This window comes from Baekduia alba (assembly GCF_028416635.1).
Lineage (GTDB): Bacteria > Actinomycetota > Thermoleophilia > Solirubrobacterales > Solirubrobacteraceae > Baekduia > Baekduia alba.
The window spans coordinates 3,708,822-3,735,046 of sequence record NZ_CP114013.1; the positions used below are offsets into that span (position 1 = coordinate 3,708,822).

Below are 26,225 nucleotides of genomic sequence, written 5' to 3' on the forward strand. Positions count from 1 at the left end.
TTCTCACGATGAGTAGGTCCTTACCAAATCAGTGGCTCATGATGCGGCCCTTGGTCGCAGCCGATGAACGTCCTTGGACGTAGATCGCCTGGAGGAGGCCGATGGCCAAGAGGGTTGAGACCACCGACGATCCGCCGTAGCTCATGAGCGGAAGGGGGATGCCGGTGATGGGCATGATCCCGAGGGTCATGCCGACGTTCACGAAGACCTGGAACAGCAGCATCGCGACGATGCCGCCCGCCATGACGGCGCCGAACAGGTCTTTCGCCATGGTCAAGATGCGCAGCCCGCGCCATATCAGCAGCGCGTAGAGCGACAGCACGAGCGCTGCGCCGACGAAGCCCCAGCGTTCACCCACGACCGCGTTGATGAAGTCGGTGTGGTGCTCGGGGAGGAAGTTGTCTTTGGTCTGGGTCGCGTGGTCGCCACGGCCGGTCTTCTGACCGGAGCCGATCGCGATCAGCGATTGGTGCTGCTGATACCCGGCCTTGTTGGTGTCGGCGGACGGGTGCAGGAACGACGTCAGCCGCTCCTTCTGGTACCCGTGCAGGACCTCCACTCCGGCGGCGGGCGCGGCGACCAGCACGATGCTGATCGCCACGGCGCCGAGCGTGATGAGCGCCAGGAAGTGACGGACCGGGGTACCGGCGAAGAACAGGATGGCCAGCGAGATCGCCCCGTAGACGAGCGCCGACCCGAGGTCGGGCTGGACCATCACGAAGGCGGCCGGGATCAAAGCCAACAACATGATCCGGGCCGTGGTGTCCCACTCGTTCAGGCGCCGCGCGCGGTCGGCCGCGAAGCTCGCGAGCACGACGACGATCAGCACCTTGCCGAGCTCGGACGCCTGGAACTGGAACGGGCCGAGCGCGATCGAGCGCTGCGCGCCCTTGGCGACCGACCCCATGACCTTGACCGCGAAGATCGAGACCATCAGGAAGCCGTAGACGTACCAGCGGGCGCGCCGCAGCAGCGCGTAGTCGAAGCGGGTCAGCGCCAGCGACAGGACCCCGCCGACGGCGAAGAACACGAGCTGGCGCTTGAAGTAGTAGGTGGGGTCGCCGGCGATGTCGTCGGCGGTCGACGTCTTGATCGCCAGCAGCGAGCACGCGGCGAGGCCGGCGACCGCCAGCAGCAGGACGACGTCGAACGGCAGCGCCATGCCCTGGACGCTGACGCGGTCGCGCGGCGGCACGTCGTCGATGTCGCGCAGGGGCGTGGAGGCGGCGCTCACTGGTCGGTCGACTCCCCGCGCACGACCTTCGGCGCGACGCCGAACCACTTGGACATGATCAGCCGGACGATCGGCGCCGCGGTCGCGGCGCCGAAGCCGCCGCGCTCGACCGTGCACACCACGAGGATCGGCCTGCTGTTGGGCGTGTGGTCGTAGGAGTAGCCGACGTACCAGGACTGGTCGGCCTGCGGCTGGCGCTCGGCCGTGCCGGTCTTGCCGAAGATGGGGTACTTGCTGCGCGGCCAGCCCTGGTCCCAGACCTGCTTCGAGGTGCCGCCGTCCTTGCTGGCGGCCTCCGACAGCCCCTCCATGATCGCGTCGCGCCAGGCGGGGTTGATCTCCACGTGGCGGCGCGTGGGCTTGTCGATCTTCTGGGTGTAGCCGCGGCTGTTCTGCACCTCGGCGCCGAGGTGCGGCGTCGGGACCAGGCCGCCGTTGATGATCGTCGAGTAGGCGACGGCCATCTGCAGCGGCGTGGCCTGCAGGCCACCCTGGCCCACGGAGAAGTTCGACTCGTCGCCCGGGTTCCAGGAGGTGTCGAGGTAGGCGTAGCCGCAGCTGGACTTGTGCTCTTCCTTGCGGCACTTGCGCTCCGCGTCCTGGAGCTTGCGGATCTGCTGCGGGCTCGGGATCGAGCCGGTCGCCTCGCCGGGGAGGTCGACCCCGGTCTTGCGCGCGACGCCGAGCTTGTGGGCCCAGTTCTGCAGCGGCAGCGACGGCAGGCGCCCGTACATGCGCTTGCCCAGGTCGTAGTAGTAGGTGTCCGACGAGACGCGCAGCGCGTCGACCAGGTTGATGTTGCCGTAGGACGTGCCGCCGGCGTTGCACGCCTTGTCGACGTCGCGCGCGCCGGTCTTGTAGCAGCCCTGGTCGTTGAAGATCCGCGACAGCGTGGTGGTGCCGGAGTCCAGCCCCGCCAGCGAGGTGATCGGCTTGAAGATCGAGCCCGTCGGATAGGCGCTCTCGTCGGCGCGGTTGACCAGCGGGTGGTCGGTGGAGGCATCCAGGAACTTGGCCCGGTAGGCCTCGTCGGTCGAGTAGCGGCCGGGCGCGGCGTCGCGCGGGTTGTAGCTCGGGTTGGAGCCCATCGCGTAGATCGAGCCGTCGCGCGGGTCGAGCGCGACGAACGCGCCGGGGAGCCCGCCGCCGACCTGGCGCAGCGCCTTCTCCCCCGCCTGCTGGAGCTCGAGGTGCAGCGACAGGCGCAGCTCCTCGCCCTGCTTGGGCTTCTGGGAGACCGTCGCGCGGCGGCGCTCGCCGGCCGCGTTGACGTCGATCCGGTACTCGCCGTCGGCGCCGCGCAGGAACTTGTCGTACTGGGCCTCGAGCCCGCTCTGGCCGATGTCGGTGCCGGCCGCGATGCCCTTGAAGCCCTTGCTCTTGATCTGCGTGCCGCTGATCTGGCCGATCGTGCCGAGGATCTGGGCGGCCAGCGTCTTCTGCGGGTACTGGCGCAGGAAGACCGACTCCACGGTCACGCCCGGGAAGTCCTTCTCGCGCTCCTCGATGTAGGTGCGCTGCGGCGGCGGGACGTCGGTGCGGATCCGGACGTTGGCGTAGGGCACCTGCACGACGCCGTCGACCACGCGGTTGTTGATGGTCTTGGGCGACATCTCCAGCACCCGGCTCAGGCGCCGGAAGCGCGTGAGCAGCTCGCCGGAGGCCGCCGGCCGCGCGGGCGCGCTGCCGGCCTGCTTGGTGCCCTTGGTCTTGCCCAGCTGCTTGACGAGCTTGGCCTTGCGCGCGGCCCACTGCCCCGCGTGCTGGCCGTAGGCGGCGACCTCGTCGCGGAACGCGACGGGCAGGCTGGCCGGGTTGAACGCGACGACCGTGGCCTTGCGGTTCTCGACGAGCGGCAGGTTGCTCGCGTCGACGATGTTGCCACGCGGCGCGGCGATCCGCTCGACGCGCACGCGGTTGTCGCGCGCCTGGGCCAGGTACTTGTCGCCGTCCAGGACCTGCAGGTACCAGAGCCGGAAGAAGATGATCCCGAACAGCATGAACGCGACCACGCCGGCACCGGCGACGCGGAGCGCGAGCTGCGGGGTGATCGGCGGGCGCCGGTCGTTGGAGGGATCGAGCGGCATCAGGCGCGGCTCAGCGGGGACAGGCCACCGGTCGTGTAGGCCCGGCGCCGGCGGCGGCGGGGGTCCTCGGGCAGCGCCGGCCCGAGCCAGCGGCGCACGAGCGCGAACACGGGGATCGCGATGATCGCGTTGAAGACGATCGTCGCCACGATCACGCGCAGCAGCAGGAAGCTGACCGGCGCGTCGATGCCCAGCATGAAGTTCAACAGCCCGTAGCCGAACGTCGTGATCGCGGTCGCGACCGCGCCGACGATCATCGGCACGACGACGGACTGCGGGTCGCGCAGCTCGCGCAGGCGCCCGGCGCCGTAGCCGGCCACGATGCAGACGAAGCTCGTCAGGCCCATGGTCTGGACGAGCGCGGCGTCGAAGAGGAAGCCGACGCAGAAGCCGAAGATCGCGCCGCTGATCGACCCGCACATCAGGCCGACGGCCGCGACGACGAGCGGCGTGAGGTCGGCGCTGGTCCCGAAGATGACGACCTGCGAGACCGCGGCCACCTGCAGCACGACGACGCCGACGCAGAGGACGGCGAGGCGCAGCGCGATCTGTGGGCTCAGCCCGGCCATCAGCGGTTGTCGTTCACGCGCCTGGTCAGGACCTGGACGTACTCGATCCGGCGCGGGTCCACGAACGGCTTGAGGTGCGGGACCTGGTCCAGCGACCCCGCGTCCTCGACGCGCGTGATCCGCCCGATGGGCAGGTCCGGCGGGTAGACCGACGGCAGGTCGTTGCGGCGCGAGACCGTGCCGGCGGTGACGACGAAGTCACCGCGCTGGACCACGACCTTCTGCGCCACGCCGTCCATGATCAGGTCGCGGGGGTTGCCCGGGCTGGGCTTGACGGTGCCGGAGACCGAGCCGTCCGCGGTGGTCGCGGCGACCGCGATCGAGGAGTCGGTGATGAGCCGCACGACCGCGGAGCTGCCGACGACCGAGTCGACCTTGCCGATCAGCCCGGCGTCGTCGGAGCCGTCGCCGTCTGCGGCGATCACCGGCTGGCCGACGCGGATGCCGTCGCCCGAGCCCTTGCTGATCGTGATCTTCGCGAACCACAGTGTGGGCGAGCGCGTCACGACGCGGGCCGTGACCGGCCGGTAGGGCGACAGGTCGTTCGGGATCCGGTCCAGGTTCAGGAGCCCGCGGAGCTTCGCGTTCTGGCGGACGGCCGCCTCGGAGGCGATCGCCTCGGAGCGGAACTTGTCGCGCTCGGAGCGCGCGTCCTTGAGATCGCCCTTGGCGGTGACGGTGTCGCCGACCCAGCCGAAGAGGTCGCGCACGGGCTTGAGCGCCTTGCTGGCGCCGTCCTGGATCGGTGAGACGACCGTCAGGATGCCGCGCTGCACGTTGTGCAGCGCGCCGCCGGTGGGCTCGCGGAAGTAGGCCGTGAGGAGGATCAGGGAGCTGACCACGAGCAGCCCAAGGACTGCGCGCCGCCGGCGAACCGTCTTGTCGTACATGTTGTACGCGACTCCAAAGCTTGGTCTCCGGGCGCGGCGCTAACGCGGCCTGCGCCGGTTCCTCGAATTCTTGTTCGTCCGATGGATCACCTCGAACTCCTCGAGCGAGCGGCCGGACCCGACCGCGACGCACGTCAAGGGCGACTCGGCCAGATGGGACGGCATCTGCGTCTCCTCCCGCAGGCGCTCGTCGAGCCCCTGCAGCAGCGAGCCGCCGCCCGCGAGCATGATGCCGCGATCCATGATGTCGGATGCGAGCTCGGGGGGCGTCCGGTCCAGCGTCTCCTTGACCGCGTCGATGATCTGCGACAGGGGCTCTTCGAGCGCCTGCCGGATCTCCTCGCTGGTCAGCACGACGGTCTTGGGCAGGCCCGACACCATGTCGCGCCCGCGGATCTCGGCCTGGACCTCTTCGTCCATGGGGTAGGCCGAGCCGATCTCCAGCTTGACCTCCTCCGCGGTCTGCTGGCCGATGAGCAGCTTGTACTCGCGCTTGGCGTAGTTGATGATCGCCTCGTCGAGCTCGTCGCCGCCGACGCGGATCGACTGCGACACGACGATGCCGCCGAGCGAGATCACCGCGACCTCGGAGGTGCCGCCGCCGATGTCGACGATCATCGAGCCCGTGGGCTCGCCGACCGGCAACCCGGCCCCGATCGCGGCAGCCATCGGCTCCTCGATCAGGTACGCCTGGCGCGCGCCGGCGCTGAGGCACGCCTCTTCGACGGCGCGCTTCTCGACACCGGTCACGCCAGAGGGAACACAGACCACGACGCGGGGATGCGCCCAGCGGTTCTGGTGCACCTTCTGGATGAAGTGGCGGAGCATCTCCTCCGTCACGTCGAAGTCGGCGATGACGCCGTCCTTCAGCGGCCGGATGGCCTGGATCGTGCCGGGCGTGCGGCCGAGCATGCGCTTGGCCTCGATGCCCACGGCATGCACCTCCCCCGTGCGCGAGTCGATCGCGACGACGGACGGCTCGGAGAGCACGATGCCGCGACCACGCACGTAGACGAGCGTGTTCGCGGTGCCAAGGTCGACCGCCATGTCGCGGCCACCGAAGCCGGTGAGGTAGCTGAAGAAGCCCATGCCGGAGGGGACGGATCGTCCGAAGGATGCGCGCGCCCCGCGACTGGCGGGGCGAGTGGACGAGCCGCGAGGCGGAGTCTAGCGGACCGATCGGCGCTCCCGGTTGTCACGAATGCCTCATTGCAGCGCGGAAAACGCTGCAAAACACCGCTGCTGAGCGAAAGGCTCGAGAACCCTCGAGCGTTACTTGACGGTGAGTGCGATGGAGGCTCGCGCCGCGCGGCCGTCGGCGGCGGCCGCGTAGACGTCGAGGCGGTAGGTGCCCTTGGGTGCGGCGGCCTTGCCCAGGCGTCCGTCCCATTTGAGGCTCCCACGGCCTTCGCGGCCCGGATGGCGGACGATCGCGACCGTCCGGCCCGCGCGCTTGACGCGCAGGACGACGCGCGCGGCGCGGCCCAGGGCGAAGCCGACGACGACCGGCGCGCCCGTCGCGACCATGAGCTTCCTGTGGCTCAAGGTGAGGATGAGCCTCGCCGTCTTCTTCTTGGCCTGAGGCTGCAAATTGGGTGTTTTGGCTGCCGTGACCGGCGTGGCGGCGGGCGCCGGGACGGTCGGGGCGGCCGTCGCCGCCGGGGTCGCGGCGGCCGCGGGGGTCGAGCCGTCGTCGAGGGTTGTCGACGGCGTCGTGGTCGCCGTGGCCGGCTCGACCGCGCCGGTGCCGGCGAGCGCGACGTCGGCGGTCGCGGTGGACGACGCGCCGGTCGCGTACCGGATGCGCAGCGTCGCGGCGCGGGCGCCGGCCGCGCTGGGCGCGAAGCGGATCCGGACCGCGCAGGTCACGGTGGCGCCGGAGGCGAGGGCCTGGCCGGTGCAGTCGTCGCCGGTGACGAGGAAGTCGTCCGGCGCCGCGCCGGCGGTGGCGATGCCGGTGACGTGCAGGGCCGCGGCGCCGGCGGTCGTGTTGGCGACCGTGATCGTGCGTGCGGCGCCGGTGCGGCCGACGGTCTCGGTGCCGAACGGCGCGCTGAGCGTTCCCTCCGGCGCGGGAGCGCCGGCGTTGGGCAGGAGGCTGAGCGCGTCGGCCGCCGCGTCCGCGGTCGCGACGTCGGGCCGGCCGTCGCCGGTGAGGTCGGCGACCACGGGGGCGCGCGCGCCGGCGCCCGCCGCGGTCCAGGTCGGGTCGGCGAAGTCGCCGGTGCCGTCGCCGCGCAGCACGCCGACCGTGCCGGCGGCGCCGTCGGTGACCACGAGGTCGGCCGCGCCGTCGCCGTTGAGGTCGCCGGTCGCGAGCCCGGTCCCGGCCGTCAGACCGGTGACGGCGATCCCGGTCGCGCTCAGGGCGCCGGCGCCGTCGTTGCGCAGCAGCGTGACGAGCGCGGCGGAGCCGTCGAGGACGAGGCCGTCGCGGTCGCCGTCGCCGTCCACGTCGGCCAGCGCGACCGCGACGGGGTCGGCGCCGACGTCGACGGGCGTCGTGGGCGTCAGCGTGAGGTTCGCGTCCGTCGCCACCCAGGCGCTGCCCGTGCCGGCGTTGCGCGAGACGACGAGCGCGTCGGGCGTGCCGTCGCCGTCGAGGTCGCCGGCGGCGAGCGCCGTCGCGAGCAGCGTGGAGGCGGCGCCCGTCGCCGAGGCGAGCGCGAGGCCGGAGCCGCCGGCGTTCTCGACCACGCCGAGCTGCTCGACGGCGGTGGCGGTCATGGAGGAGGTCAGCGCGTCGAGGTCGCCGTCGCCGTCGAGGTCGGCCAGCGCGACGCCGGTGAGGTTCTCGCCGGTGACGGCCAGCGGCGCGCCCGCCGCCAGCGCGCCGGTGCCGTCGCCGGCCAGCGGGACGAGCTGGTCGTCGTCGCTCGTGCCGGAGCCGATGGCCGCCAGGACGTCGGGCCGCGCGTCGCCGTTGACGTCGCCCAGCGCGATCGCGCCGACGCCGCCGGCGGTGCCGAGGCCGAACGGGCTGCCCAGCGGGGCGGCGAACGCGCCGCCGCCCGTGCCGCGCAGGACCGACACCGCGCCCGTCCCGCCGCCGGCCGAGCCGGCGACGAGGTCGAGCCGGCCGTCGCCGTCGAGGTCGCCGACCGCGAGGCTGCGCGGATCGGTGGCGCCGCTGCCCAGCGCGAGCGTGCGCCGGGCGTCGAAGGTCGGGTCCGCGCCCATGCCCGCCGCGCGCGCGGCGGAGGCCGTCACGCCGGAGGGGACCGTCGCCGCGAGGGCGGCGAGCACGATCAGGAACAGGGGGCGACGGGCAGGCGCGAACATCCACCCCGGGTAGTCGGCAGCCGGGCCGGCGGCCTTCAGCGACCGGCCCGGGTGTGGGACGTCGAGCCCTAGGTGTGGGGGCGAGCGCCCGGACGACCCGTTCTAGAGGACATGCGCTCCCGAGTCCTGCTTCCGCTCCTGGCCGCCGCGGCCATCCTGATGGCCTTGGTCGGCGTCGCGACCGCCGGAGCGGCCGACACGCACGCGCCGAAGGGCGCGCGGCTGGACTGGCTGCCGACCGACGAGTGGGTCATGTCGGCGTGGTTGCCGTTCGACGAGGACCGCCTCGACGTCGTGGTCGGCACCGACCACGACGAGCTCGCCACGTGGCTGAACGACCACCGCACGCTGCTGCAGCTCGCCCACGCCCATCACGTGCCGGGCAGCACCGCGCAGATCGCGCACGCGCTCGTCGCCCCGCGGCTGGCGCACGTCAAGCGCGCCATGCGGCCGGTGCTCCAGAAGCGCGCCGAGACGCTCCTCACCCAGGCGCACCTCAGCCGCCACGTGCTCTTCCACGTCTTCCACACGCCGGCGATCCCGGACAACGCCCGCAGCGTCTTCGGCCTCTCCCCCGCGCGCTTCCGCACGCTGCGCGACCACGCGATGAGCCCGATCGCGATCGGCGCCCGCGGCGGCAAGAGCGCCGAGCACGTCCGCGGCGCGCTGTGGGCGCTGCTCGTCAAGCGCGCCGACCGCGGCGTCGCCCTCGGCGCGATGAGCCGCACCGAGGCCACGCACCTGCTCGCCGAGCAGAAGGACCAGCTCGCGGTCTACGCCGGGCGGGCGTTCCGGACGCCCGAGCAGCAGATCGCGTTCCTCTGCCGCCCGCACTAGGGGCGGGCGCGGAAGTCCCGTGTCAGGCTCGGCCACAGGTCCAGGAGCGCGCCCACCGGCAGGCCGACGACGTTGAGGTAGTCGCCGACGATGCGCTTGACCAGCACCGCGCCGCGGCCCTGGATCGCGTAGCCGCCGGCGCGGCCCTCCCACTCGCCGGTGCTCACGTACCAGTCGATCGTCGCGTCGTCGAGGTCGCGGAACGTCACCGCGGTGACCTCGGTCGCGGCCCGGACGTCGCCGGCCTGCACGAGGGCCAGGCCGCTGACGACCTGGTGCGTCCGCCCCGACAGATGCTTGAGCGTCTCGCGCGCGGCGTCGGCGTTGGCCGGCTTGCCCCAGATCTCAGACCCGGCGGAGCCGGAGGAGTGATCTGCGATCTCAGACCCGGCGGAGCCGGAGGAGTGATCTGCGATCTCAGACCCGGCGGAGCCGGAGGAGTGATCTGCGATCTCAGACCCGGCGGAGCCGGAGGAGTGATCTGCGATCTCAGACCCGGCGGAGCCGGAGGAGTGATCTGCGATCTCCAGCTCCGTCGCGACGAGCGTGTCGCAGCCGAGGACCACGTCATCCGGCGCGGTCGCCGCCACCGCCAGCGCCTTGCGCAGCGCGTTCTCGGACGCGACGACGCGCGGTGCTCCCTCGTCCTCCTCGGCGACGTCGGACGCCCGGACCTCGAACGCGAGGCCCAGGTCGTCCAGGATCGCCCGACGCTGCGGCGAGCCGCTGGCCAGGACCAAGCGACTCATGCCGGCGCGCGTCCTACAGCTCGGGGAACCAGATCCCGATCTCGCGCGTGGCGGACTCGTCGGAGTCCGAGCCGTGCACGAGGTTCTGGCCGACAGCGATCGCGAAGTCGCCGCGGATCGAGCCGGTGTTGGCCTCGAGCGGGTTCGTCGCGCCGATCAGCTGGCGCGAGGCCTTGACGACGTCGTCGCCCTCGAGCACGGCGGCGACCAGCGGGGCGCTGGTGATGAAGTCGACGAGCTCGCCGAAGAACGGGCGCTCGGCGTGCTCGGCGTAGTGCGTCTCCGCCGTCTCGCGCGACGTCGTGACGAGCTTGAGGGCGGCGATCTTGAGGCCCTTGCGCTCGAAGCGCGCGAGGATCTCGCCGGTGAGGCCGCGCGCGAACGCGTCGGGCTTGACGAGGATGAGGGTCCGGGACACGGGTCGTTCTCCTAGAGGTGATGTTCGAGGTGATGAAGGCCCGCGGGAACGAGCGCCCCGCGCGAGCTTCACGCCAGGGAACGCGAGCCGCCAGGCGAGCGTTCCCCGGACTCTACGAGCCGGGCTCGCTGACCGCCGTCTGCTCGAGGTCGCCGGCCTGACGGCGGCGGCGGCGCCGCGGCTGCGGCGTCACGCCCGGGATCTCGGCCTCGCAGTACGGGCAGATCTTCCATGCCGGGTCCAGCGGCTTCGCGCACGTGCCGCACGGGTCCTTCAGCTTGCGCAGGCAGTGCGGGCAGCGCAGGAAGTCGTCCTTGACCTCGTGGTCGCAGTGCGGGCACAGCAGGTAGCCGGCGCCGTGCATGCGCGCCTCGGCGGCCTGCATCTCGAGCTCGCGCTCGCGGACGTCGTCGAGGTACTCCGGCGGACGCACGATCATGTACACGATCGTCCCGACGAACGGGAACAGCGCGGCCGCGGTCGCGCAGCCGATGAGCATCGGGTCTTCGATGCGCCGCCGCGCGTCCGCGTACGTGTAGTAGATCAACGCGACGTAGATGACGACGAGGAAGAGGACCAGCAGCTTGACGGCCGTGTTGAGGCCGGAGCTGTCGATCCCGAAGACCGCTTCGACGGGCATGTGCTCCCAGATGCTAGAGAAAGAGGCGGCCAAACCCGTACCCCACGCCGAAGAAGATCAAGATCACGAGGGCGACCGAGACAGCCACGACCGCGATCATGACCCCGACGCGCGGGCCGTCTTCTTCGTCGTTCACAGGGTGCTCCGGGCCGCGCCGACGGGGCGCAGCAGGTCGGCGATGAGGTAGATCGAGCCCGTCGCGAGGGCGACGCCGTCAGGGCCGGCGAGCGTCCGCGCGCGGTCCAGCGCGGCGCGCGCCTCCCCCACGATCTCGACCGGGCCGGCGAAGCCGAGCTGGTGGCAGAGCGACGCCAGCGTGGCCGGCGGAAGCGCCCGCGGCGACTGCGCGCGGGTGGTGACGACCGCATGGCACAGCGGCAGCAGCGTCCGCAGCATCTCGGTCGCGTCCTTGTCGTCGAGGACGGCGAGGCAGGCGACGAGGCGGCGGTCGCCGACGAACTCCGGCAGCGCCTCGGCCAGCGCGACCAGGCCGCCCGGGTTGTGGGCGCCGTCGATCACCGTGTCCGGCCCCGTCGCGATGAGCTCGAAGCGCCCCGGGACCAGCGTCGACGCGCCCGCCGCGTGCACCGCGACGTCGTCGAGCGCGCGCCCGCGCGTCGCCAGGTAGGCGCGCGCGGCCTCGATCGCCAGCGCGAAGTTGCGCCGCTGGAAGCTCCCGCGGGCCAGGACCTCCATCCCGGCGCCCGGGTCGGCGGGCGCGACGACCAGCGCGGCGTCCCGCTCGGCCGCCGTCCGCTCGGCCAGCGCCCGCGCGTCCGGATGCAGGTCGGCGCCGAGGACGAGCGTCGTGCCGCGCTCCAGCACGTCGAGCTTCTCGGTGGCGATGTCGGCGACCGTCGGGCCGAGCCAGCGCGTGTGCTCCAGGCCGACGTTGGTCAGCACGGAGACGTCGGAACTCAGGACGTTGGTCGCGTCGAAGCGCCCGCCGAGGCCGGCCTCCACCACCACGACGTCCACGCCGGCGCGCGCGAACAGGTCGAACGCCGCGCCCGTCAGCAGCTCGAACTGCGTGACGCGGTCGTCGGGATCCGAGCGTCGGTCGACCTTCTCGGCCGCGGCCGCCGCGCGCTGGACGGCAGCGGCGAACTCGGCGCCGCTGACGTCGGCGTCGTCGACCCGCACGCGCTCGGCGAACGTCACGAGGTGCGGCGACAGGTACGCGCCGACGCGCAGGCCGTGCCTGCGCAGGATCGCCGCGGACATCCGGACCGTCGACGACTTGCCGTTGGTCCCGACGACGTGCACCGCGCCGAAGCGCTCCTGCGGGGAGCCGAGCGCGGTCAGCAGCCGGCGCATGCGGTCCAGCCCGAACCGCATCCCGAACAGCTCCAGCGACAGCAGCAGCCGCTCGGCGTCCTCCAACCGCATCGTCCGCTCCGTCACTACAGCGCCTCCAGCTCGGCGCGCAGCCGCTCCAGCTTCTCGCGCTCGGCGGCGACCACGGCCTCCGGCGCCTTGGCGACGAAGCCCTCGTTGGCCAGCTTGCCCTCGGCGCGCGTGATCTCGACCCGCAGCGTCTTGCGCGCGGCGTCGAGCTTCGCGGCCGCGTCGGCCGGGTCGACGCCTTCGAGCAGCTCGACCTGCACGCCGGCGACCGGGATCGCGGCGACCGGCGCGCGGGCGTCGTCGGCGCCGACCGGCGTCAGCCGCGCGAGGCGCGCGACCAGCGGGACGAGGCCGTTGTCGCCGAGGCCGTCCACCCGCGCCTCCAGGAAGGCGCCGGGCTTGACGCCGCCGGCGTCGCGCCAGGACCGCACGGCCTGCACGGTCGCGATGACACGCTCGATGTCGTGCTCCGCGTCGCCGTCGCGGACGGCCCCGCCGTCCTCGGGGCCCGTGACGTGCGCGGCGAGGAGGCCGGTGCCGCCGACGTGCTCCCACAGCTCCTCGGTGACGAACGGGATGATCGGGTGCGCCAGCGCGATCGTCTCGCGCAGCACGTACAGCAGATGGGCGCTGAGGGCCTCGTCGTACTCACGGCCCTTGATCAGCTCCAGGTACCAGTCGCACAGCTCCGCGTAGACGAAGTCGTACAACCCGAGCGCGGCCTTGGAGAAGTCGAAGGCCTTGATCCGCTCCTCGAAGTCCGCGCGCGCGGCGACCAGGCGCGACAGGATCCAGCGGTCCTCGACGCTCGTCGGGCGAGGCGCCGGCTCGGTGGGCGGGTGGGACGGGTTCGCGTTGGTCACCACGAACCGCGTGGCGTTGAACAGCTTGTTGGCCAGCGCCTGGCCCTGGGCGACCTTCTCCTCGCTGAAGCGCACGTCCTGCGTCGAGGACATCGCCAGCAGGCCGAAGCGCACGCCGTCGGCGCCGTGGGCGTCGATCAGCTCGACCGGGTCGATCCCGGTCCCCAGCGACTTGGACATCCGGCGGCCGTCGGGCGCCTGGATGACCGAGTGGATGTAGACGTCGGAGAACGGGATGTCATCCGTGAACTCCAGGCCCATCATCACCATGCGCGCCACCCACAGGAACAGGATGTCGCGCGCCGTCGAGAGCACGTCGGTCGGGTAGAACGCCTTCAGCTCGGGCGTCTGCTCGGGCCAGCCGAGCGTCGCGAACGGCCAGAGCGCCGAGCTGAACCACGTGTCGAGGACGTCGGGGTCGCGGGTCCAGCCCTCGCCGTCGGGCGCGGTCGTCCCGACGTGCGTGTCGTGGGTGGGGTGGGACCGATACCAGACGGGGATCTGGTGGCCCCACCACAGCTGGCGCGAGATGCACCACGGGCGGATGTTCTCCAGCCAGTCGACGTACCGGCGCGACTGCGACTCGGGATGGATCCGGACCCGGCCCTCGCGCACGACGGCGATCGCCGGCGCGGCCAGCTCGTCCATCTTCATGAACCACTGCAGCGAGATCAGCGGCTCGATGCGCTGGCCCGAGCGGTGGCTGAACGGCACGGTGTGCGTGTAGGGCTCGCGCGCCCGGAGCGCGCCCGCGGCGTCGAGGTCGGCGACGACCTGGGCCTGCGCCTCGGCGACGGTCAGCCCCGCGTAGGCGGCGACGAGGTCGGTCATCCGCCCGTCCTCGCCGATCGCGCTGAGCTCGGGCAGCCCGTGCCGGCGCCCGATCTCGAAGTCGTTGGGGTCGTGGCCCGGCGTGATCTTCAAACAGCCGGTGCCGAAGTCGGTCTTGACGTACTCGTCGGCGACGATCGGCAGCTCGCGCCCGACCAGCGGCAGCGTCACGGTCTTGCCGACGAGGTCGCGGTAACGCTCGTCGTCCGGATGCACCGCCACGGCGACGTCGGCCAGCATCGTCTCCGGCCGCACGGTCGCGACGACCACCTCGCCGGAGCCGTCGGTCAGCGGGTAGGCGACCTGGAAGAGCGTGTCCTGGACCTCGCGCTCCTCGACCTCCAGGTCGCTGATCGCCGAGCCGGAGCCCGGATCCCAGTTGACCATGTAGTTGTCGCGGTAGATCCAACCCTTGTTGTACAGGTCGACGAAGACCTTCAACACGGCCTGCACGTAGCGCTCGTCGAGCGTGAAGCGCTCCTCCTCGTAGTCGAGGGACGCGCCCAGGCGCTTGAACTGCTCGATGATCGTGCCGCCGAACTCCTCGCGCCACTCCCACGTCTTCGCGATGAACGCCTCGCGGCCGATCGCCTCGCGCGACGTGCCCTCGCCGAGCAGGCGCTTCTCGACCTGCGTCTGCGTGGCGATGCCCGCGTGGTCGGTGCCCAGGATCCACTTCGCGCGGCGCCCGCGCTGGCGGTGGAACCGGATCAGCGTGTCCTGCACCGACCCGTTGAGCGCGTGGCCCATGTGCAGCGCGCCCGTGACGTTCGGGGGCGGGATCGCGATCGAGAAGCTCTCGTCGGCCGTGCCCTCCGGATCGGGGTGGAACAGCCCGGAGTCCAGCCAGCGCTCGACGATGCGCGGCTCCACCTCCGAGGGCTCGAAGCGCTTGCGGTCCTTCAGGCTCGACATGAGAGGATCGCAGTGTATGGACGACGCATCAGGACGGCCCCGCGAGTGGGACGCGGGGAGCTACCACGGCCTCGCGCAGCCGCACCAGCAATGGGGCGCGCAGATCCTCGACCGGCTGCCGCTGCGCGGTGACGAGACCGTCCTCGACCTCGGCTGCGGCACGGGCCGCGTGACCGCGCAACTGCTGGAGCGGCTGGGTCCGGACGGTCGCGCGCTCGGGATCGACGGCTCCGCGCAGATGGTCGAAGAGGCCGCGCGCCGGCTCGGCGACGACCCGCGCGCGTCGTTCGAGCAGCAGGACCTGGTGGAGCTGGCGGTCGCGCCGCCCGCCGACGCCGCGGTGTCGAGCGCGACGTTCCACTGGATCGCCGACCACGACCGGCTGTTCGCCCGCGTACGCGGCGCGCTGGTCGAGGGCGCGCCGTTCGTCGCGCAGTGCGGCGGGCGCGGCAACGTGGCCCACGTCGTCCGGGCGATCGAGGAGGTCAGCGCGCGCGAGCCCTACGCGCCGTCCTTCGCCGGCTGGCCCGGGCCGTGGAACTACGCCGAGCCCGAGGAGACGACCGCGCGCCTGGAGCGCGCCGGGTTCGCCGTCGAGCGCTGCTGGCTGGAGCCGTCGCCGCAGTACCCGGAGCCGCTGCGCGAGTTCCTGCGGACGGTGTCGCTCGGCTCGCACCTCCAGCGCCTGCCCGACGCGCTGCACGACGGCTTCGTCGACGCCGTGGCCGAGGCGATGGAGCCCGACCCGGTCCACGACTACGTGCGGCTGAACATCGTGGCCCGGGCGGTCTAGCACGGCGGGGAGACGCCGATGTGTGCCGACCGGACATGGCTTCGATCCGGAGGATCGGCGAGGATCGCCGCGGGATGTCCGACGTTGCGCAGCTCAAGGAGCGTATGAAGGACTTCTGGGCGCTCGGCGACTACCCAGCGGTCGCCAAGCGCCTGATGCCGGCCGCTGAGACGCTCGTCGCGGCGTGCGGCATCGCCGTCGGCGACCGGGTGCTGGACGTCGCGGCCGGCGACGGCAACGCCGCGGTGGCGGCGGCGGGCACGGGCGCGCGGGTCACCGCCACCGACTTCGCGCCGTCGCTGCTGGCCGCGGGCCGCGCCCGCACCGAGGCGCAGGGGCTCGACATCCGCTGGGAGGCGGCCGACGCCGAGGCGCTGCCCTACGCCGACGGCGCGTTCGACGCGGTCACGTCGGTCTTCGGGCTGATGTTCGCGCCGCGGCCGGAGGTCGCGATCGCCGAGGCGTTCCGCGTCACCGCGCCGGGCGGCGTCGTCGGCCTGACCGCCTGGACGCCGGACGGCTTCACCGGGCAGATCACCACGTTGATGGGCGAGTACCTGCCGGTGCCGCTGGGCACCGACCGGCCGATCGACTGGGGCATCGAGACGACGGTGCGCCGCCGGCTGGCGCCGCACTCCTCCGGCCTGGAGGTCACGCGCGGGCACATCGTCTGGGAGTTCCCGTCGCTGCCCGCGACCCTGGCCTGGCAGGAGGCGAACTTCGGCGCGCTGGTCGCCGCGCGCGGGATGCTCGGCGACCGCTACGCCGAGCTGCGCGAGCGCTTCGCCGGCCTGATCGCGGAGTGGAACCGCGGCGAAGGCGGCGCCGTGCGCCTGCCGGCGTCCTACCTGCTGGTCGTGGCCCACCACGACCGCTAGGCCGATCTAGGCCTGGTGCTGGAGGCCGTCGAGGACGCGGTCCAGGCGGAACGGGAGGTTGCAGTCTCGCACGCCGCAGGCGTGGTGGACGGCGTTGGCGACCGCGGCCGCCGCGCCGACGATCCCGATCTCCCCGATGCCTTCGACCCCATCGGGTTGCGCCGTGTTGGTCACGGCCGCGCCGACGCGCAGGCCGCCGTCGTCGGCCTGCTCGATCGTCGTGCAGGGTCGCCCGCGTGTCGATGGCGAGCCGGTGCTCCTCGCCGTCGACGCTCAGGACGACGTCGCGCCGGTGGACCTCGTCGGCAGCGGCGCTCAGCCGACGCGACCTCCCGCAGGCCACGCCCGCGACGCCTGGGCTAGCGGCGGGAGCGGTGCACGCCGCCGTGGAACGGCAGCAGCTTGCGGCCGGCCGTCACGAGATCCAGCCGCCGCATGATCCGCAGCAGCTCGCTGCGCTCGTTCTTGGTGAGGTTGCGCGGGTTGCCGTGCGACTTCTTGACGATCCGCGACAGCTCACCACGGTCCTGCACGTCGAGCAGCCCCCAGTGCGCGCGCAGCACCATCGCGGCCTCGAGGAGCAGCAACCAGGGAACGGCCTTGCGGCCGGGAAGGTGTGGCATCGCTCAGGGGCTACCCGGCGTCAGCCCTGCTCGACCCAGTGATCGATCAGCAGCCGGGCGATCGCGGTCGGTGGTGGCAGCATCAGGCGGTCGGAGGCCGCGCCGTCGATCCAGAGCATGTCGCCGGGGACGGCGGCCGCGATCTCGGCGCGGGTGAACCAGCTGACGTCCTCGAGCTCCTCGTCGGCGCGGTGGATCTCGCCGCCGGCGTAGGTCGCGTGGAAGCCGAGCATCAGCGAGACCGGGAACGGCCAGGGCTGGGAGGCGATGTAGCGGACGTCGCGCACGGCGAGGCCGGACTCCTCCTCGACCTCACGCGCGACCGCGTCCTCCAGGCGCTCGCCCGGCTCCACGAACCCGGCCAGCGCGCTGTAGCGCCCGGCCGGCCATCCGGCCTGGCGGCCGAGCAGCGCGCGGTCGCCGTCGGTCACGAGCATGATCACGACCGGATCGGTGCGCGGATGGTGCTGGTGGCCGTTGCCGCAGGCCCGGACGTGGCCGCCCTCGCGCGGCTCGGTCGCCAGCCCGCAGGTCCCGCAGAAGCGCGTCGCGCGGGCCCAGTTGGCCATCGCGCTCGCGTAGGCGATCACGCCCAGCTGCTGCGCCGGCAGCGACACGGCCAGCTCGCGCAGGCCCGTCAGCTCGACCGCGTCGCGCTCGATCGCGAAGACCGGCGCGCCCTCGTCGCCGACGCCGAGGAAGATCGCGTCGCGCAGCTCGCCGTCGTCGCCGTCGAGCACGACCGGCTCGACCGCCGCGCCGCCGCGGCCGACGACGATCCCCTGCGCGGCCGGATCGGCCCAGGCGGACGCCAGCCACGCGTCGTCGGTGCGCCGGAGGCCGGCGCGATCCAGCGCGCCGCCGGCGAAGGCGATGGGTTCAGGCGAGGAAGGCGTGGGACCGACCGACGACCGACCGCTACGCCGACTCGGCCTGCGGCGTGTCGTCCTCGACGGCCTCGGTGACGAGCGTCGGCGTGATGCCCTTCTCGATCGTCTCCTTGGTCACGACGCACTTCTTGACGTCGCGACGCGACGGCAGCTCGAACTGCACGTCGAGCAGCGTCTCCTCGATGATCGACCGCAGGCCGCGGGCGCCGGTCTCGCGCTCGAGCGCGAGCGAGGCCACCGAGCCGAGGGCGTCCTCGGAGAACACCAGCTCGATGCCGTCGAACTGGAAGAAGCGCTGGAACTGCTTGACGAGCGCGTTGCGCGGCTCGGTGAGGATCGTGATCAGGTCCTCGCGCGAGAGCTGGTGCACCGCGCTCATGACCGGCAGGCGCCCGATGAACTCGGGGATCAGCCCGTAGTTGACCAGGTCCTCGGGCAGGCACTTCTGGAAGACCTCGCCCTTGTCCTCGTCGGCCTTGCGCGTGATCTCGGCGCCGAAGCCGATGCCCTTGTGGCCGATCCGGCGCTCGATGACCTGGTCGAGGTTGGCGAACGCGCCGCCGCAGATGAACAGGATGTTCGTCGTGTCGATCGACAGGAACTCCTGGTGCGGGTGCTTGCGTCCACCCTGTGGCGGGACCGAGGCGGTCGTGCCCTCGAGGATCTTCAACAGCGCCTGCTGGACGCCCTCGCCGCTCACGTCGCGCGTGATCGACGGGTTGTCGGCCTTGCGGGCGATCTTGTCGACCTCGTCGATGTAGATGATCCCGGTCTCGGCCTTCTTGACGTCGTAGTCCGCCGCCTGGATCAGCTTCAGGAGGATGTTCTCGACGTCCTCGCCGACGTAGCCGGCCTCGGTCAACGCCGTGGCGTCGGCGATCGCGAACGGGACGTTCAGGATCCGCGCCAGCGTCTGGGCCAGCAGCGTCTTGCCGCAGCCCGTCGGCCCGAGCAGCAGGATGTTGGACTTCTGCAGCTCGATGTCGGCGTCGGCCGACTGCATCATCTGCACGCGCTTGTAGTGGTTGTAGACCGCCACCGACAGCGTGCGCTTGGCCTCTTCCTGCCCGACGACGTACTCGTCGAGGACCGAGTAGATCTCCCGCGGCTTCGGGAGGTTCTCGAGGTCGAACGAGGGCGGAGCGGTCAGCTCCTCATCGATGATCTCGTTGCAGAGATCGATGCACTCGTCGCAGATGTAGACGCCGGGTCCGGCGATCAGCTTCTTGACCTGCCGCTGCGACTTCCCGCAGAAGCTGCACAGGAGCTGCTCGTTGGAGTCGGTGGGACGCGCCATCTACATCCGCCTCTTCAGTCTCTATCCGGAAGGACCAGCCGAGTCTAATGCTCGGAGATGACCCGGTCGATGATGCCGTACTTGACCGCTTCTTCGGAGCTCATGAAGTAGTCACGCTCCGTGTCGGTACGGACCTTGTCGTACTCCTGCTTGGTGTGCTGGGCGATGATGTGGTCCAAGCGCTGCCGGATGTCGATGATCTCCTTGGCGTGGATCTCGATGTCCGTCGCCTGGCCCTGGAAGCCGGAGGAGACCTGGTGGATCAGGATCTTCGCGTTGGGCAGCGCCATGCGCTTGCCCTCGGCGCCGCCGGCCAGCAGCAGCGCGCCCATCGACATCGCGATGCCCACGCAGATCGTCTGCACGTCGGGCTTGATGAACTGCATCGTGTCGTAGATCGCCAGACCCGCGTACACGCTCCCGCCAGGGGAGTTGATGTACAGCGAGATGTCCTTGTCGGGATCCTCGGACTCCAGGTGCAGGAGCTGGGCCACGATCAGGTTGGCGATCTGGTCGTCCACCGGCGTGCCCAGGAACACGATGCGCTCGTTGAGCAGGCGGGAGTAGATGTCGAACGCACGCTCACCACGTGAGGTCTGCTCGACGACCATCGGAACCAGTGGACTCATGTGACCTCGTGCTCGTTCTCTCTCAGCGGGGTGTATTCCTGCCACGGTCTGCCGCGCAGGTTCGTGGACGTTAGCACCCGGCCAGGAGCGCTCCCTGGGCTTTCAGGTCGGTTCTGGACGAGCGTCCTTGAGCGTCGCAGACGACCGTCCTAGGTCCGTCCGACCGATCGTTCAGCACCTGGCCAGCGCGGTCCACGCGCCGCGCGCGTCCAGAAGCCGGGCGCCGCGCGTCGCACCGGGTTCGGGGGCGGGCCGGTCGCCGGACGCGAGGCGGTCGGCGAAGGTCAGCGAGCCCGGCTCCGGCGAGAGGATCACGCCGGTCGCGGGCGCCGCGCCGCCGACCCGGATCGCCGCCGGCGATCGGCCGAGCAGGTAGGCGACCTGCGGCACCGGGCGCTGCTGGGCCAGGAGCGGCGGGCCAGGGCAGGCGCGCAGCGCGCCGGCCGTGCGCGGCGCGACGAGGAGGTCCGTGAGGTCGCGCTGCTCGCCGCGGATCGCGCGGGTGGCGGTGGCGTGGCGGTGGGCGGCGCGGAGCGCTGTCGGCGTGGTGGCGAGGAGCACCGCCGCCGCGGCGATCGACGCGGGCGCGAGGACGCGGTGAACCGTGCACGCCGTGGGCGCCCACGCGGCCAGCAGCGCGAGCGCTGCCGCCGGCAGGATGGTGTAGCGGTACAGCAGCGGCAGGTCGGCGAGGCCGAGGACGAGGAAGCCGGCGAGGCCCGCGCCGAGGATCGCCAGCGGGAGCGCGGCGCGGCGCGGTACGAGCCAGACCGCGGCGATCGCGGCCGCGCCGCCGAGCAGCGCGACGCCGTCGCCGAGGACGGCCGTGAGCGCGTCCGGGGCCAGCCGCAGCGCCGCGCCGAAGGACCGCGACCGCCCGAGATCGCCGGCCAGCGCGCGGGTGCCGTGCAGCGAGTGCAGCGGATCGCCGGTGGCGGCGAGGTCGGCCAGCAGCCAGAGGACGGGCGCGGCGAGCGCGAGCGCGACGAGCCGCCGGTCGCGCGCATAGGCGCCGAGGGCGAGCGCGAGCGGCCACGCCTCCGGGCGCAGCAGGCCGGCGACGGCGAGCAGCGCGAGCGCGCGGCCGTGGCGCCGGCGGGCGACCGCCGCGCCGGCGCCGAGCACGAGCGCGAGGAACGGCACGTCGACCGAGCACTCCAGCGCCTCGCCGACCAGCAGCGGCCGCGTGAGCAGGATCGCGGCGGCGAGCGCGCCCGCGACCGGCCCGAACAGCCGCGCGCCGAGCACCGCCGCCGTGACGCCGACGGCCGCGAACGCGACGAGGCCGAGCAGCGCCAGCGCGGCGGGCGCGGCGTCGCCGAGCAGGCTCAGCGGCGACGCGACGGCGATGGCCAGCGGATGCGGCGTCGGCGCGACCGGCGCGGTCAGGTCCGGCACCGCGCCATGCGCGAGCTGCCGCCCCCACGCCAGCGACCACCACGCGTCATAGCCGGGCGCCGGCCGCCCGTAGGCGACGCGGAGCACGAGGGCGAGCACCGCCGTCCACCCGACCACCGGCACCCGCGCGAGGGCACCGGAGGCGCGCCGCGCCGTGGCCGCGGGCGGCGCCGCGGCGACGGCCGCGCTCATCGCACGGTCACCCGCGCGTGCCAGGGCGCGACGCCCGTCTGCGTGAACGCGAGCCGCAACCTCGTCCCGCTGCGCGGCCGCCGGCGCGCGCAGTGCAGCAGGACGGTCGCCCGCCCGCCGGCGCGCACGCGGTAGGCCGCGCGGCGGAGGCCGGACGCCCGCACGTGGCCGACGCAGCGCGGCGCGCCCGCCGGGCACGACAGCAGGAGCCGCAGCCCGAGCCGTCCGCTGCGCCGGACCCGCGGAGAGCGCACGACGAGGCGGCGCGGGCCAGTGACGATCCCGCCCGCGCCGGCCTTCCCGCCCCCGGTCGCCCGGCCGGTGGCCGGGTCGACGCGCCCGCGCTGGTCCCACGGCGGCGTGGCCGACTGCTCCTGGCCGGGCGGGCGCGGCAGCGGCGGGACCTGGTGCGCGCGCTGGTACTGGAGCAGGACGTCGTAGGCGGGGCGCGTGGCCCCGTCGAGGCCGATCAGGCCCGTGTCCATCCGGCCGCCGCCCGTGAAGCTGTAGATGTAGGTGCGCGGGACGAGCGTGCCGTAGGCGTCGGCGACCCCCAGGGCGAAGGCGACCGCGCGCGCCGCGCGCGCCGGGTCGTAGCCCATCGTCTCGACGCCGTCGCGCGTGCGGAACCGCACGATCCCGCCGGTCTCGGTGATCCAGAGCCGCGCGCCGCCGATCGTCGACAGCATGCCGTCGAGGTCGGCGGTCGAGCGGCGATCGGCGTCGCTGTAGTCGTGCAGCCCGTAGAGCGCCGGCGGATGCCGCGCAGCGGTGCGGAACGCCGCGAGCCACTGCGGCAGGCCGGGGTCGCCGCCCAGGACGTCGGCGGCGACGACCTCGCAGGTCGGGCAGGCGTCGACGAGCGTGTCGTAGTAGGCGGCAGCGCGGCCCGGGTCGTGCTGGGTCGGCTGCGTCTCGTGCGACGCCTCGTTCCAGGTCGTGAAGCTCGTCACCCATGGCCAGCGGTCGCGGAACGCGACCAGCGCCGTCCGGTAGTCGGTGACGCTGGGCAGCGTGCAGGGCAGGCTCGGGCACTGGTCCCCCGCGATGTGCTCGAACGCGACGTGCACGTCGACCCCGCTCGCCCGCGCGGCGCGCAGGAACGCGTCGGTGGCCTCCGGATGGTCGACCGCGATGTCCCACGGCACGACGAGCCGCACGTGGCCGACGCCGAGGTCGGTGAAGCGCCAGTCCGACAGCATCGCGACGCGGCTGTCGCTGATGCCGATGTCGGCGCGCGCGAGCGGCGCGCCGCCGAACGCGACCAGCGCCAGGACCGCGAGCGCCGCGGCGAGCCGTCGCGCCCTAGCGCCCACGCTTGCGGCCGATGGCCCGGGCCTTCGCGCGGCACGTCGTGCGCTTCTTGCCCTTCTTCGCGTCGCACGCCGACAGCGCCCGGGCGCGCTTCGCGCACGTCGCGCGCTTGGCGCGCTTCAGGGTCCGGCAGCTCTTCAGCGCCTTGGCGAGCTTCTCCGCCCGCACGCACGCGGCGCGTGCGGTGCCCTTCTTGACCGCGCAGCCCTTGGGCTTGGCGGGGACGACCGGACGCTTGACGACCGCGCCTTGACCGGTGGTCGGCGGCGTCGCGGGCGGTGCCGGGGCCGGGTTCGCGCCGGGGACGGGCGTCGCCGACCCGCCGCCGCCCTGTGTGCCGCCCCCGTCCGGCGTGCCCCCGCCGGGCGCGGCGACCGGCGTCAGCCCGACGTCGCGCGCGTCGTCCGACGACGCGGGCGCCGGCGTGCTGTAGGCGGTGACGTAGCCGCTGAGCGAGACCGCGACGCGCTCCAGCCACGGACCGCCCAGCGCGGTGACCCAGGAGAAGTGGCCGGACGCGTCGGTCTGCTGGGGGTTCGTGTGCGGCGTGACCGCGTTGATGGGCACCACCGTCCAGGGCTCACCGACCCACTGCAAAGTCACGGAGGCGCCCGCCAAGTGCGCCGCCAGCTTCGCGGCCAGCGGGCTCAGGCCCTCGGCGACGCGCCGCTCGTAGACGTCGCGGTCATAGACGATCCCGTAGACGATGCCATTCGGCGGCGAGCAGCCGGGCGTGTAGCCGCAGCCGCCGTATCCATACCCATACCCGTACCCGTACCCGTACCCATACCCATAGCCATAGCCGCCCGGCGTCGCGCGGTGCGGCGTCGGCGGCCCGCTCGCCCCCAGCGCCATCCCCGCCAGCAGCGCGACGAGGAGGACCGTGACGAGCGAGGCGAGAACGAGGGTGAGGCGAGAGCTGGACCGTGGCATCGGCGCGGCAACCTATCAGCGACCGCAGCAGAACCCCAAACCGGTCAAGACGGACTGCCCGATCGGTCAGGCTGTCCGGTGAACGTCGATGCCGGAAAGACGCGAACGTCTCCCCCGCGATCGGCTACTCCTCGGTCGCGGCGGCGGGCTCCGCCTCGGCCTCGGCCGGGGCCGCGCCGCCCGCGCGCTCGGCGAGCAGCTCGACGGCCTGGCGCTGGGCGAGGTCCTCGACGAGGTCGTCGAGGCGGCCCTGCTGCTCGAGCTGCTTGCGCAGCTTCTCGGGCTTGGTGCCCTGCTGCAGGGCGGAGTCCTGGAGCGCGTCGAGGATGTCGCCGTCGGAGGGCTTGATGTCCTCGGCGGCGATCACGGCGGCCAGGACGGCCTCGCGGCGCAGCGCCTGCTCGGCGTCCGGCGTGGCCTCCGCGAGCAGCTCGTCCTCGGTCTTCTGCGCGATGCGCAGGTAGGCGTCCTTGGTGATGCCGCGGTGCGAGAGCGAGTGCAGCATCTGCTCCCACAGCTCGCGGGCGCGGGCCTCGACGAGCGACTCGGGGATCTCGACCGTGGCGCCCTCGACGACCTTGTCGAGCGCGGCCTCGCGGAACTCGGCCTCGATCTTCTGCTCGTCGGCCTCGCGCATGCGCGTGGCGATGTCCTCGCGCAGCTCGTCGACGGAGTCGAAGCCGCCGGCCTCGGTCGCGAAGTCGTCGTCGAGCTCGGGCAGCTGCTTGGCCTTGACCTCGTTGACGGTGACCTCGAACCGGGCGGCCTGGCCGGCCAGGTGCGGGGCGGAGCCGTACTCCTCGGGGAACGTGACCTCGACGACCTTCTCGTCGCCGGCCTTGACGCCGGTCAGCTGCTCCTCGAAGCCCTCGATGAACTGGCCGGAGCCGAGCTCGAGCAGGTGGTCGCGGCCCTCGCCGCCGGCGAAGTAGTCGCGCTCGCCGTCCTCGCCGGCGATCGAGCCCTTGAAGTCGATGACGACGAAGTCGCCGCTCTCGCTGTCCTTCTCGACGGTCTCGAGGCGGCCGAGCTGCTGGCGCAGCTGCTCGACCTGCTCGTCGATCGCCTGCTCGTCGACCTCGGGCTCGCGGCGCTCGACCTCGAGCTTGGAGATGTCGCCGATCGTGGCGGTCGGGCGGACGCCGATCTCGATCGTGAAGGTCAGCGGCTGGCCCTCGTCGGGCAGGTCGCCGAGGTCGACGTCGGGGTCGCCGACGGGCTTGATCCCGGCCTCGTCGATGGCCTCGACGTACCAGCGCGGCAGCGCGGAGCGCACGGCCTCGTCGAGGATCGCCTCGCGGCCGATGCGCTGGACGACGACCGGCGCGGGCACCTTGCCCTTGCGGAAGCCCGGCATGCGCAGGTCGCGGCCCATGCGGCCGGCGGCCTCGGTGATCCGCCGCTGGACCTCCTGCGGGGTGACCTCCGCGGCGACTCGAACCCGGGACTCGGGGAGCTCTTCGACGGTGGTCTTGACGTTCGTTGCAGCGGCCATGAGGCTTCGGAAGATAGCGGGCAAGGACTCGCCCAGGGGGCTCGCCTTGCCTTGCGCGAGCTCGCCTGTCGGCGCACTCGCCAGCCATCGCCGGGCGCGGACGTCTACGGTGCCGGCACATGGCCGCACGCCGCCTCTCCCCTTCCACGCGGGTTCTCGCGTGGCTGTACACCGGTCCACTCGGCCACCTGTACGGCGGCGTCGCGGACTGGGGCGTCCTGCTGTGGCGCCTGTCCCTCGCACGCGCACGCGTGCGAGGGACGTGATGCGCCTGCCCTACCGCTGCCTCAGCAGCTGACCGTGATGTGGAACGGGCGGTCGGTGACGTCGGGCGTGCCCGTGCCGTCGGCGCCGCCGCCGGCGCGCGTGCGCACCGAGACGGTCTTCTTGTCGGCGCCGAGCTGGGCCGAGGCCGCGCCGGCGTTGCTGATCGTCGACTCCGTCACCTGGATGGCGCAGGCCGAGATGTCGCTGGCGAACGCCACGTTGTAGTTGCCGTCCGACGTGCGGGCCGACGACGTCGCGCCGCGCTTGCCGCCGAGCGTGCCATCGGCGCCGACCGCGGCGAACGACGTGCTGCCCTGGACCGCGGCGGCGGCCACGGCGACCGCGTCGTCGTGCGCTGCCTTGGCGATGTCGTCGGCGCCCTTGCCGTCGACCTGGTCGGCGTTCAGGCCCGTCGCCACGCCGGTGGCGTTGGTCGTGAACGGCGCGGCCTTGGTGTTGCCCGACGTGATGCGGCCGACCTCGGTGCCGCCGTTGGCCGAGAACTCGAACGCGCGGCCGTCGGCCAGGTTCGAGGCGCGCACGCACGGCTCGTTGCCCTTCTCGGAGCCGCCGAGCTTGGAACGGCAGCCGTAGATGGCGCCGCCGCCGTTGTCGGACTTGTTGGACTGGCGGGTGCCGTAGGTGCCGTTGTTGGCGATGATCTGCGTCTCGGAGGACAGCGCGGCCGAGGCGTTGGAGCCGGGGTTGCGCTTGCCGAGCAGCAGGTTCTTGCCCTCGCCGGACGCCATGGCGAACGACGAGGCGAGCAGGCCGATGACGACCGCGGAGACAAGGACCAGCGGGCCCTTGGATCGGAACAGCTTGCGGAACATGGGGTGGAAGCCTCCCTGTTG

The 26,225-nt window shown here is 72.7% G+C and carries 26 protein-coding genes; 4 read left to right on the forward strand and 22 right to left on the reverse strand.

The window, feature by feature from the left end; genetic code table 11:
• Positions 1–28: 28 nt before the first annotated feature.
• The 6 genes from rodA to DSM104299_RS18700 form a co-directional block, all read right to left on the reverse strand.
• Positions 29–1,234, reverse strand: coding sequence for a rod shape-determining protein RodA (rodA, locus tag DSM104299_RS18675; protein ID WP_272473153.1), 1,206 nt, complete (start codon positions 1,232–1,234; stop codon positions 29–31).
• On the reverse strand, positions 1,231–3,321 hold the full coding sequence (locus tag DSM104299_RS18680; protein ID WP_272473154.1) for a penicillin-binding transpeptidase domain-containing protein: 2,091 nt from the start codon (positions 3,319–3,321) through the stop codon (positions 1,231–1,233). Before DSM104299_RS18680 ends, rodA begins: the two co-directional genes overlap by 4 nt.
• Positions 3,321–3,890 (reverse strand): rod shape-determining protein MreD, encoded by a 570-nt coding sequence (mreD, locus tag DSM104299_RS18685; protein WP_272473155.1) that lies wholly within the window; start codon positions 3,888–3,890, stop codon positions 3,321–3,323. Before mreD ends, DSM104299_RS18680 begins: the two co-directional genes overlap by 1 nt.
• Complete coding sequence (mreC, locus tag DSM104299_RS18690) at positions 3,890–4,780, reverse strand: rod shape-determining protein MreC (RefSeq protein WP_272473156.1); 891 nt, start codon at positions 4,778–4,780, stop codon at positions 3,890–3,892. The genes mreD and mreC overlap by 1 nt, the downstream gene beginning before the upstream one ends.
• A gap of 39 nt (positions 4,781–4,819) precedes the next feature.
• Positions 4,820–5,869 carry a rod shape-determining protein gene (locus DSM104299_RS18695; RefSeq protein WP_028072814.1) on the reverse strand — a complete coding sequence of 350 codons (1,050 nt, stop codon included), beginning with the start codon at positions 5,867–5,869 and terminating at the stop codon, positions 4,820–4,822.
• A gap of 183 nt (positions 5,870–6,052) precedes the next feature.
• Positions 6,053–8,062 carry an FG-GAP repeat domain-containing protein gene (locus tag DSM104299_RS18700; RefSeq protein WP_272473157.1) on the reverse strand — a complete coding sequence of 670 codons (2,010 nt, stop codon included), beginning with the start codon at positions 8,060–8,062 and terminating at the stop codon, positions 6,053–6,055.
• A gap of 111 nt (positions 8,063–8,173) precedes the next feature.
• On the opposite strand from DSM104299_RS18700, the gene DSM104299_RS18705 reads away from it, so the two are divergent.
• Entirely contained in the window at positions 8,174–8,899 is a 726-nt protein-coding gene (locus DSM104299_RS18705; protein WP_272473158.1) for a hypothetical protein, read from the forward strand.
• Here DSM104299_RS18705 and DSM104299_RS18710 read toward each other — a convergent pair.
• From DSM104299_RS18710 to DSM104299_RS18735, 6 genes are all read right to left on the reverse strand, one after another.
• Positions 8,896–9,648 carry a Maf family protein gene (locus DSM104299_RS18710; RefSeq protein WP_272473159.1) on the reverse strand — a complete coding sequence of 251 codons (753 nt, stop codon included), beginning with the start codon at positions 9,646–9,648 and terminating at the stop codon, positions 8,896–8,898. The genes DSM104299_RS18705 and DSM104299_RS18710 overlap by 4 nt on opposite strands.
• Before the next feature lie 13 nt (positions 9,649–9,661).
• Positions 9,662–10,066 carry a nucleoside-diphosphate kinase gene (gene ndk / locus DSM104299_RS18715; RefSeq protein ID WP_272473160.1) on the reverse strand — a complete coding sequence of 135 codons (405 nt, stop codon included), beginning with the start codon at positions 10,064–10,066 and terminating at the stop codon, positions 9,662–9,664.
• A 112-nt stretch (positions 10,067–10,178) separates the two neighbouring features.
• Positions 10,179–10,706, reverse strand: coding sequence for a zinc ribbon domain-containing protein (locus DSM104299_RS18720; RefSeq protein ID WP_272473161.1), 528 nt, complete (start codon positions 10,704–10,706; stop codon positions 10,179–10,181).
• Between the two features lie 13 nt (positions 10,707–10,719).
• Positions 10,720–10,842, reverse strand: a complete 123-nt coding sequence (locus tag DSM104299_RS18725; protein ID WP_272473162.1) for a hypothetical protein — start codon at positions 10,840–10,842, stop codon at positions 10,720–10,722.
• Positions 10,839–12,110 (reverse strand): bifunctional folylpolyglutamate synthase/dihydrofolate synthase, encoded by a 1,272-nt coding sequence (locus DSM104299_RS18730; protein WP_272473163.1) that lies wholly within the window; start codon positions 12,108–12,110, stop codon positions 10,839–10,841. The genes DSM104299_RS18725 and DSM104299_RS18730 overlap by 4 nt, the downstream gene beginning before the upstream one ends.
• Positions 12,110–14,662: a valine--tRNA ligase gene (locus tag DSM104299_RS18735; protein WP_272473164.1), complete on the reverse strand. Its 2,553-nt coding sequence runs from the start codon at positions 14,660–14,662 to the stop codon at positions 12,110–12,112. The genes DSM104299_RS18730 and DSM104299_RS18735 overlap by 1 nt, the downstream gene beginning before the upstream one ends.
• A gap of 16 nt (positions 14,663–14,678) precedes the next feature.
• Between DSM104299_RS18735 and DSM104299_RS18740 the strand changes: the two genes are divergently transcribed.
• Together DSM104299_RS18740 and DSM104299_RS18745 are read left to right on the forward strand one after the other, a co-directional pair.
• Positions 14,679–15,455, forward strand: coding sequence for a class I SAM-dependent methyltransferase (locus tag DSM104299_RS18740; protein WP_272473165.1), 777 nt, complete (start codon positions 14,679–14,681; stop codon positions 15,453–15,455).
• Between the two features lie 74 nt (positions 15,456–15,529).
• Positions 15,530–16,333 carry a class I SAM-dependent methyltransferase gene (locus DSM104299_RS18745; protein ID WP_272473166.1) on the forward strand — a complete coding sequence of 268 codons (804 nt, stop codon included), beginning with the start codon at positions 15,530–15,532 and terminating at the stop codon, positions 16,331–16,333.
• A 6-nt stretch (positions 16,334–16,339) separates the two neighbouring features.
• On the opposite strand, the gene DSM104299_RS18750 is transcribed toward DSM104299_RS18745, so the two are convergent.
• The 9 genes from DSM104299_RS18750 to tig form a co-directional block, all read right to left on the reverse strand.
• Positions 16,340–16,507: a hypothetical protein gene (locus DSM104299_RS18750; RefSeq protein WP_272473167.1), complete on the reverse strand. Its 168-nt coding sequence runs from the start codon at positions 16,505–16,507 to the stop codon at positions 16,340–16,342.
• Positions 16,508–16,692: 185 nt separating this feature from the next.
• Positions 16,693–16,956 (reverse strand): hypothetical protein, encoded by a 264-nt coding sequence (locus DSM104299_RS18755; protein WP_272473168.1) that lies wholly within the window; start codon positions 16,954–16,956, stop codon positions 16,693–16,695.
• Positions 16,957–16,976: 20 nt separating this feature from the next.
• Positions 16,977–17,696, reverse strand: coding sequence for an NAD(+) diphosphatase (gene nudC / locus DSM104299_RS18760; RefSeq protein WP_272473169.1), 720 nt, complete (start codon positions 17,694–17,696; stop codon positions 16,977–16,979).
• 178 nt (positions 17,697–17,874) lie between these two features.
• Complete coding sequence (gene clpX, locus DSM104299_RS18765) at positions 17,875–19,143, reverse strand: ATP-dependent Clp protease ATP-binding subunit ClpX (protein ID WP_272473170.1); 1,269 nt, start codon at positions 19,141–19,143, stop codon at positions 17,875–17,877.
• 44 nt (positions 19,144–19,187) lie between these two features.
• On the reverse strand, positions 19,188–19,772 hold the full coding sequence (gene clpP, locus DSM104299_RS18770) for an ATP-dependent Clp endopeptidase proteolytic subunit ClpP (RefSeq protein WP_272473171.1): 585 nt from the start codon (positions 19,770–19,772) through the stop codon (positions 19,188–19,190).
• A 171-nt stretch (positions 19,773–19,943) separates the two neighbouring features.
• On the reverse strand, positions 19,944–21,362 hold the full coding sequence (locus DSM104299_RS18775) for a hypothetical protein (protein ID WP_272473172.1): 1,419 nt from the start codon (positions 21,360–21,362) through the stop codon (positions 19,944–19,946).
• Positions 21,359–22,678 (reverse strand): hypothetical protein, encoded by a 1,320-nt coding sequence (locus tag DSM104299_RS18780; protein ID WP_272473173.1) that lies wholly within the window; start codon positions 22,676–22,678, stop codon positions 21,359–21,361. The genes DSM104299_RS18775 and DSM104299_RS18780 overlap by 4 nt, the downstream gene beginning before the upstream one ends.
• Positions 22,668–23,609 carry a hypothetical protein gene (locus tag DSM104299_RS18785; RefSeq protein ID WP_272473174.1) on the reverse strand — a complete coding sequence of 314 codons (942 nt, stop codon included), beginning with the start codon at positions 23,607–23,609 and terminating at the stop codon, positions 22,668–22,670. Before DSM104299_RS18785 ends, DSM104299_RS18780 begins: the two co-directional genes overlap by 11 nt.
• A 124-nt stretch (positions 23,610–23,733) precedes the next feature.
• Positions 23,734–25,104, reverse strand: coding sequence for a trigger factor (gene tig / locus DSM104299_RS18790; protein WP_272473175.1), 1,371 nt, complete (start codon positions 25,102–25,104; stop codon positions 23,734–23,736).
• 119 nt (positions 25,105–25,223) lie between these two features.
• Between tig and DSM104299_RS18795 the strand changes: the two genes are divergently transcribed.
• On the forward strand, positions 25,224–25,370 hold the full coding sequence (locus DSM104299_RS18795; RefSeq protein WP_272473176.1) for a hypothetical protein: 147 nt from the start codon (positions 25,224–25,226) through the stop codon (positions 25,368–25,370).
• A 21-nt stretch (positions 25,371–25,391) separates the two neighbouring features.
• Here the strand turns inward: DSM104299_RS18795 and DSM104299_RS18800 are convergent, their stop codons facing one another.
• A complete protein-coding gene (locus DSM104299_RS18800; RefSeq protein ID WP_272473177.1) occupies positions 25,392–26,204 on the reverse strand; it encodes a hypothetical protein in 813 nt (270 codons plus the stop codon).
• Positions 26,205–26,225 lie beyond the last annotated feature (21 nt).